8 protein-coding genes are annotated in these 6,977 nt (G+C 60.6%); 3 read left to right on the top strand and 5 right to left on the bottom strand.

Annotated elements, in window-relative coordinates; translation table 11 throughout:
• On the bottom strand, positions 1–381 hold a 381-nt coding region (locus AB4O40_RS28825), incomplete at its 3' end, for a M14 family metallopeptidase (protein WP_460160117.1).
• Between the two features lie 198 nt (positions 382–579).
• On the bottom strand, positions 580–1,359 hold the full coding sequence (locus tag AB4O40_RS28820; RefSeq protein WP_046043258.1) for an ABC transporter substrate-binding protein: 780 nt from the start codon (positions 1,357–1,359) through the stop codon (positions 580–582).
• Positions 1,360–1,645: 286 nt separating this feature from the next.
• Between AB4O40_RS28820 and AB4O40_RS28815 the strand changes: the two genes are divergently transcribed.
• On the top strand, positions 1,646–2,284 hold the full coding sequence (locus AB4O40_RS28815) for a type 1 glutamine amidotransferase (protein WP_056723637.1): 639 nt from the start codon (positions 1,646–1,648) through the stop codon (positions 2,282–2,284).
• A 91-nt stretch (positions 2,285–2,375) separates the two neighbouring features.
• On the opposite strand, the gene AB4O40_RS28810 is transcribed toward AB4O40_RS28815, so the two are convergent.
• The gene (locus tag AB4O40_RS28810; RefSeq protein ID WP_056723634.1) at positions 2,376–2,810 is read right to left on the bottom strand and encodes a rhodanese-like domain-containing protein; all 435 of its coding nucleotides are present in this window, start codon (positions 2,808–2,810) and stop codon (positions 2,376–2,378) included.
• A 101-nt stretch (positions 2,811–2,911) separates the two neighbouring features.
• Here AB4O40_RS28810 and ftrA point away from each other — a divergent pair, with 101 nt between their 5' ends.
• A complete protein-coding gene (gene ftrA, locus AB4O40_RS28805; protein WP_460056840.1) occupies positions 2,912–3,886 on the top strand; it encodes a transcriptional regulator FtrA in 975 nt (324 codons plus the stop codon).
• A 149-nt stretch (positions 3,887–4,035) separates the two neighbouring features.
• Here the strand turns inward: ftrA and cobF are convergent, their stop codons facing one another.
• Positions 4,036–4,791, bottom strand: a complete 756-nt coding sequence (gene cobF, locus AB4O40_RS28800) for a precorrin-6A synthase (deacetylating) (protein ID WP_414912984.1) — start codon at positions 4,789–4,791, stop codon at positions 4,036–4,038.
• A complete protein-coding gene (locus tag AB4O40_RS28795) occupies positions 4,791–5,363 on the bottom strand; it encodes a histidine phosphatase family protein (protein ID WP_056723628.1) in 573 nt (190 codons plus the stop codon). Before AB4O40_RS28795 ends, cobF begins: the two co-directional genes overlap by 1 nt.
• Before the next feature lie 560 nt (positions 5,364–5,923).
• Here AB4O40_RS28795 and AB4O40_RS28790 point away from each other — a divergent pair.
• Positions 5,924–6,940, top strand: a complete 1,017-nt coding sequence (locus tag AB4O40_RS28790; RefSeq protein ID WP_460056845.1) for an arginine N-succinyltransferase — start codon at positions 5,924–5,926, stop codon at positions 6,938–6,940.
• Positions 6,941–6,977 lie beyond the last annotated feature (37 nt).

Here is a 6,977-nt window from a genome sequence, read left to right as displayed (position 1 = left end):
CGCGATGTTGGCCTGGGCGTCGGCACCCAGGCGATCACCGATCAACTCGGCCACCGGCGCACTGAGTTCGACGAACGAACGGTTGAAGTTCTTGCCGCTGCCGAGCTCGAAGCGCCCCAGGTGGCTGCCTTGCAAGTGCTGGTCGAGGCCAATGGGATTGGCCACCGGCACCAGTTCGATCACACCCTTCAATTGTCCCAGTTGTTCCAGTTCGGTCAGGCGTTTCTTCAACTCCCAGGCGGTGCGCATGCCCGGCAATTCGTCGGCGTGCAAGCTGGCCTGGATGTACACCTTGCGCGTGCCCGCGCCATAACGGAACACGCTGAGGGTGCGCTCGCTGCCCAAGTGGCTCCAGGGCAGTTTGTGGTCGATGCGTTGCATGGAAATACTCCTGAATAGCAAGGTCACCATTGTGGGAGCGGGCTTGCTCGCGAAGGCGTCGGTACATTCAACATCTCTGTTGCCTGACACGACGCCTTCGCGAGCAAGCCCGCTCCCACAGGTATCTCGTTTCAATAGAAGAAGCACAAAAAAAATGGCAACCGCGTCTGACGGTTGCCACTTTTCCAAACGGTTGGATTACTCGCCGTAAACGTCAAACTTGAAATACTTGTCCTGCACTTGCTTGTACTTGCCGTTGGCGCGGATTTCGGTGATCGCTGTGTTGAATTTCTCGGCCAGGGCGGTATCGCCCTTGCGCACGGCAATGCCGGCGCCGCCACCGAAGTATTTCGGATCGTTGTACTCTGGGCCAACGAAGGCAAAACCTTTACCGGCGTCGGTTTTCAGGAAACCGTCGTCCAGGTTGACCGAGTCGGCCAGCAGCGCGTCAATGCGGCCGGAGACCATGTCCAGGTTGGCTTCCTGCTGGGAGCCGTAGCGCACCAGGACAATGCCCGCCGGTTGCAGCACTTCAGTGGCGAAGCGGTCGTGGGTACTGGCGCGCAGCACACCGACTTTCTTGCCCTTGAGCTCGGTCAGCGGGTCCTTGACGTCGGTGCCTTCCTTCATCACGAAGCGTGCCGGGGTGTGGTAGTACTTGATGGTGAAATCGACGTTCTTCTTGCGGTCGTCAGTGATGGTCATAGACGACAGGATGGCGTCGATTTTCTTGACCTTCAGCGCCGGGATCAAACCGTCGAACTCTTGCTCGACCCAGGTGCACTTGACTTTCATCTGCTCGCACAGCGCATCGCCGATATCCACGTCGAAACCGGTGAGTTTGCCGTCAGGGGTTTTCATCGAGAATGGCGGGTAGCCGGCTTCGATACCGATACGGATCGGCTTGGCGTCTTCGGCCACGGCGGTCAGGGACAACATCGACAGTGCCAGGGCACCGAACATCACTAGCTTCTTCATTTATAACTCCTGTGTGCGGAGGCTTTTATTGGCAGCTTCGATTGGCAGCGTTCGGTCATCGCTTTGTGAGCGGGAGCCGAAGTGGCCGGCAGTCTAGAGCGGCTACAGGAGGGCAAATTACGCCGAGGCGACAAATATTTACAGAAAAGTGGCAGCCGGAGGGAGGCGTCGAGGTGAACGCGCCATGACCAGGTTTTCAGGCGTCATCCGACAGAACGGGTCGACTGGCTATGCCCGGTGTTTTGCGGCACATTGAGCGCCCTTGTGTCCCATCGAGAGTAGCTTGATGCCCACGTTGAACCTGATCCAGCACCACCCCGCCGAAGGTCCGGGCGCCATCGGCATCTGGGCCGAATCCCGAGGGCTGGCGCTGAAGGTGTTTCGCGCCGACCTCGGCCAATTGCCGCCGGTCAGCGCCGATCCGGTGATCCTGTTGGGCGGGCCTTATGAATCCAATGCCGGCCCGGCCTGGCTGGAAGCCGAACGGCAATGGCTCAGAGGCTCGCTGGATCAGCACGCGGCCGTGTTCGCGATATGCCTGGGAGCACAGTTGCTGGCGCTGAGCCTGGGCGGGAATGTACGGCGGATGGACCGGACCGAAACCGGATGGACCAACGTGAGCTTTATCGATGGGCAAACGCTGAAGGTGCTGGAGTGGCACGAAGACGCCATCGACCTGCCGCCTGCCGCGCAGCTGTTGGCCAGCAGCGCGCACTGCGTGCAGCAGATGTACCGCGCCGGGCCGACGCGGCTGGGGCTGCAGTTTCATCCGGAGTGGAACGCCGAGTCGGTGGCCATGCTCAATGCGCACTTTGGCGATGAGTCGCCGTTGCCTCGGGAGCCGCAGGACGATGCGGCCTACGCCGATGTGTTGGCGTGGTTGCAGGCGACACTGGATGAGTGGTGGGCGGCGGGAAATGAATAATGCAGATCAAAAGATCGCAGGCTGCGCCAGCTCCTACAGGCAACGCAATCCAATGTAGGAGCTGGCGCAGCCTGCGATCTTTTCGGTTACATCAACACTCGCAACCGACCACGCGGCTGGTTTGCCGCGGCACCCCGGCACTCAACTCAAACCCTTCATCCAGCCATCCGGTCACGCCGCCGATCATCTCCTTGACCGGATAACCCAGGGCCGCCAGTTTCACCGCCGCCTTGTTGGCACCGTTGCAGTGAGGCCCGGCGCAATACACCACGAACAGGCTGTTTTTCGGATAACCCGCCAAACCTTCGGCATTCAGCAAGCGCCCGGGAATGTTGATCGCTCCCGGTACATGCCCGCGTTCGAACGCCAGAGGGCCACGAACATCCACCAGAATGAAATCGACTTCGCCAGCCTGCTGGCTGCCGTGGACGTCGGAACAATCGGTTTCGAAGGTCAGACGGTTGCTGAAATGCATCAGGGCGATGGCCGAAGGGGCAGCGGGGATTTCGCGGACCAGGCTGGTCATGGGCTCTACTCCAAAGAAGCGGTGGGTGTGGGAAGACTTTATCCGCCAGCCGCTTGCGGCTACAGTGGCGTACAAGACACCTACCGGGAACTTTCCGCCAAATGCACCCCACCCCAGGAACGGTCGCGATTCTGGCCTACGACGGCCTCTGCACCTTCGAGTTCGGCATTGCCGTGGAGATCTTCGGCCTGCCACGGCCTGAATTCGATTTTCCGTGGTACGAGCATTGTATCGTCGCGGTCGATCAAGGCCCGATGCGTGCCATGGGCGGCATCCAGGTACTGGCCGATGGCGGCATGGAATTGCTCGCCAATGCCCGCACCATCATCATTCCCGGTTGGCGCGACCGTAGCGCCACGGTGCCGGCGGAACTGATCGCCGCCCTGCGCCAGGCCCATGCCCGGGGGGCGCGGTTGCTGTCGATCTGCTCCGGTGTTTTCGTCCTCGCCGCCACCGGGTTGCTCGACGGGCACGGCGCGACCACGCATTGGCGCTATACCTCGGAACTGGCCGAGCGCTTTCCTGGCATCCTCGTGGACCCGGACGTGCTGTATGTCGATTCCGGCCAATTGATCACCTCCGCCGGCAGCGCGGCAGGCATCGATGCCTGCCTGCACCTGGTGGCACGGGATTTCGGCACCCAGGTGGCCAATTCCGTGGCCAGGCGCCTGGTCATGTCGCCGCAACGCAGCGGTGGCCAGGCGCAATTCATTCCAACGCCGGTCAGTCCTGCACCGCGTAGCGATCTTTCCCGCGTCATGCAGTGGGCACGTGAGCGTTTGCACGAGCCGCTGGAGGTGCGCGACCTGGCCAGTGAAGCCGCCATGAGCGAACGCACCTTCCTGCGTCGCTTCACCGAAACCAGCGGCCAGTCACCGAAAACCTGGTTACAGCACGAACGTCTGGGCCGCGCCCGCGAACTGCTGGAAAGCAGCGACCAGAACACCGAGCAGATTGCCGAACGTTGTGGTTATCGTTCGGTGGAAAGCTTCCGGGTGGCCTTTCGAACGGTGGTTGGCGTACCGCCTTCGGTGTATCGGGAGCGGTTTGGGCGTGGGAGTAATGCTATTTCTTGAGCTGTTCTCAAGGGCCCCTTCGCGAGCAAGTCGGATCGCCGCATCGCCGCTCCCACAGGTTTTTGTGTTGTTCACACCAACTGTGCAGTGCAGCAGATCCCTGTGGGAGCGGGCTTGCTCGCGAAGGCGTCAGCCCGGTCACCGACCGATCAAGGCTTGCGCAACAGATAGGTATCCATGATCCAGCCATTGGCCAGCCTTGCAGCCTTGCGCACCCGTTCGATTTCATCCGCCACATCCTTGAGCTTGCCGCGGATCAGGATTTCATCCGGCGTCCCCAGATAGGCCCCCCAGTAAATCTCGGTGTCCTGATCCACCACCTGATGGTAAGCATCCTGAGCATCGAGCATCACCACCAGGCTGTCGGCATCGCTCACCTGCCCTGCCGCCAGACGCCGGCCGGTGGTGATTTCAACGGAGCGGCCAATCTGGTTGAGCGGCACCTTGTGTCGGGCCGCCAACGCCTGGACGCTGGTAATGCCGGGGATCACCTCGAACTCGAACCCACAGGCGCCAGAGGCCTGGATCGCCTGAAGGATACGGATCGTGCTGTCGTACAACGCGGGGTCGCCCCACACCAGAAAACCGCCGCACTGGCTGTCGGAAAGCTCCTCGTTGATCAGCCGTTCGAAGGTTTGTTGCTTGGCCAGGTTCAAGTCGTCGACACTGGTCTTGTAGTCCACCTCACCGCGCTCGCGCTCAGGGCTGTGGGCTTCGACAAAACGGTAATCGTGGCCGGTGATGTAGCGTGAGCAGATTTCGCGGCGCAGATCGATGAGTTTGTCTTTGTCCTGGCCCTTATCCATGAGAAAAAAAACATCGACCTGATTCAACGCCTTCACTGCTTGCATCGTGATGTAGTCGGGGTTGCCGGCACCGATCCCGATGACCAGGAGTTTTTTCATCACAGCAAGTCCTCGGGGTCGGTGCCCGGCAAACGCAGCCGCCAGCAACCATGGAACCGCAACTCGACAGCCGACAGGGGCTCGACGTCGATCAGGCTGGACGCTGCCCCCTGCAACACCTGCGTCAGCGCGGCACGGATGACAAAGGGATGGGTAACGGCAGCGATGTGCCCCGGCGTCGATTGCAAGGTTGTCAACCACGCGCCAACCCGCTCCTCCAGTTGCACCCGCGACTCACCACCGTGGGGCGCCGAAGCCGGATCGTCCAGCCAATCCTGGAGCACCAGGGCTGCGGTTTTTTGCAGCTCACCGATGCGCACACCACCCCAACGCCCGAAGTCGCAGTCCCTCAAGGCGTCGACAATCTCCGGTGCGCTGCCGAACAGTTCAGCGGTTTGCCGGGTGCGCAACTCCGGGCCGCAGACAAGACGCGGAGCGCCCTTGAACTGTTTGCAACGGGACAGCCTGAGCGCTTGCCAATCCATCTCCAGAGGTTCGTCCAGAGGAAAACGCGCCAATTTCTGTGCGACGGTTCGCGCGTGGCAAATCAGGGTTAAACGGGTTGCCTGCACCAGCAATCACTCCGGGGTGGAAAGGAACGGGCGTAAGGTGACCGCCATCGCGCAATTGTGCCGCAACACAGCAGGCCCGGGGGGTGTTTAATTTTCCTGCTTGAAACGGATTCCTTCAGTCATTTCCTGCCGGATTTTCTGTCATGGCTGACCGCAACGCAGGCAATCGCCTACAAGACTTTACGACATCGCCGTAGCCCTTTGGTACAGGCATTTCGCCCCTTTTTCGGGCACGAGCAAAGCACATGAAAATTCACTAGACAGGCAGTACGCGATGATCAAATACTCCTTTCAACGGACTGTTAAAACACTTGCCACGTTCATCCAGCAGGAGCCCGGATGCCTTTTGTCGACCCCCCGTTCAAAGCACCTGGCCAGGCATCGCCTGCGGCCGAGCCGCCTGTTCCTCGTTTAATGCGGTCGATCCCAGGAAATATCCGATAAGAAAAAGCGTGGCGCCTGACAACGTTCAGACGACCACCGATTTAATGTGTGGAAAAACCGACAGTGATAGTCAGGTTCGGCTCGATCGCCGAATCGTTTGATACAGGAGTGTCTCCATGCTGGTCTTGCGTCCAGTCGAGTTGGCCGACCTGCCCCAGTTGCAGAGGCTGGCACGTGAAAGCCTCGTGGGCGTCACGTCCCTGCCAGACGATAGCGAACGGTTACGCGAAAAAATCCTCGATTCCTGTGCCTCGTTCGAAAAGGACGTCGAGGCGCACGGCGCGGAAAACTATTTCTTTGTACTCGAAGACCTGACGACACGGCACCTGGCCGGCTGCTCGGAAATCCTCGCCACGGCGGGGTACAACGAGCCGTTCTACAGCCTGCGCAACCGGCACTTCACCAGCGCCTCGCGGGAGCTGAACATCGAGCACGGCGTACCGGCCCTGTCGTTGTGTCACGACCTCAGTGGCCACACCTTGCTGCGAGGCTTCCATATCGATGCCGCGCAGGTGCGCAGCGCGCATTCCGAACTGCTGTCGCGGGCGCGCCTGCTGTTCGTCGCCGCCCACGCCCGGCGTTTTTCCGACACGGTGATCACCGAGATCGTCGGCTACAGCAGTGATGAAGGCCACTCGCCATTTTGGGACGCCGTGGGCAAGCATTTCTTCGACCTGCCCTACATCGAGGCCGAACGGCTTTGCGGCTTGCAAAACCGCAGCTTTCTCGCCGAACTGATGCCGCAGTATCCGATCTACGTGCCCATGCTGCCCCAGGCGGCACAGGACTGCATCGGCAGCATCCACCCCGATGGCCAGGAAGCCTTCGATATCCTCGAACGGGAAGGCTTCGAAACCAACAGCTACATCGATCTGTTCGATGGCGGCCCGACACTCTTCGCGCGCACCTCGGGCATTCGCTCCATCACCCACAGCCAGTGCGGCGTAACCCAGCCTGGCCTGGTGATCGATGCTCGTGGCAGATTTCTGGTGAGCAACGATTCACTGAAGGATTATCGGGCCATCGTCGCCGATCTTGATTACATCCCCGGGCAACCCGTGACCCTGGACACCGCCATGTGCGAGGCGCTGAAGGTGACCGAGGGCAGCCCCATCAGGCTGGTTGCCCTGTGAACACTCAGCAGATTCAACGCCCGGGCACACGCGCACA

The organism is Pseudomonas sp. S2_F07 (assembly GCF_054668325.1).
The sequence above is the reverse complement of the archived record's forward strand: the minus strand, read 5'-3'. Positions and strand labels throughout refer to the sequence as shown.

Excerpts from the sequence above, each read along its gene's own strand:
- cobF (WP_414912984.1), bottom strand. The coding sequence starts at position 4,791 with ATGAAAAAACTCCTGGTCATCGGGATCGGTGCCGGCAACCCCGACTAC.
- AB4O40_RS28790 (WP_460056845.1), top strand. The coding sequence starts at position 5,924 with ATGCTGGTCTTGCGTCCAGTCGAGTTGGCCGACCTGCCCCAGTTGCAG.
- AB4O40_RS28820 (WP_046043258.1), bottom strand. The coding sequence starts at position 1,359 with ATGAAGAAGCTAGTGATGTTCGGTGCCCTGGCACTGTCGATGTTGTCC.
- AB4O40_RS28810 (WP_056723634.1), bottom strand. The coding sequence starts at position 2,810 with ATGACCAGCCTGGTCCGCGAAATCCCCGCTGCCCCTTCGGCCATCGCC.
- ftrA (WP_460056840.1), top strand. The coding sequence starts at position 2,912 with ATGCACCCCACCCCAGGAACGGTCGCGATTCTGGCCTACGACGGCCTC.
- AB4O40_RS28815 (WP_056723637.1), top strand. The coding sequence starts at position 1,646 with ATGCCCACGTTGAACCTGATCCAGCACCACCCCGCCGAAGGTCCGGGC.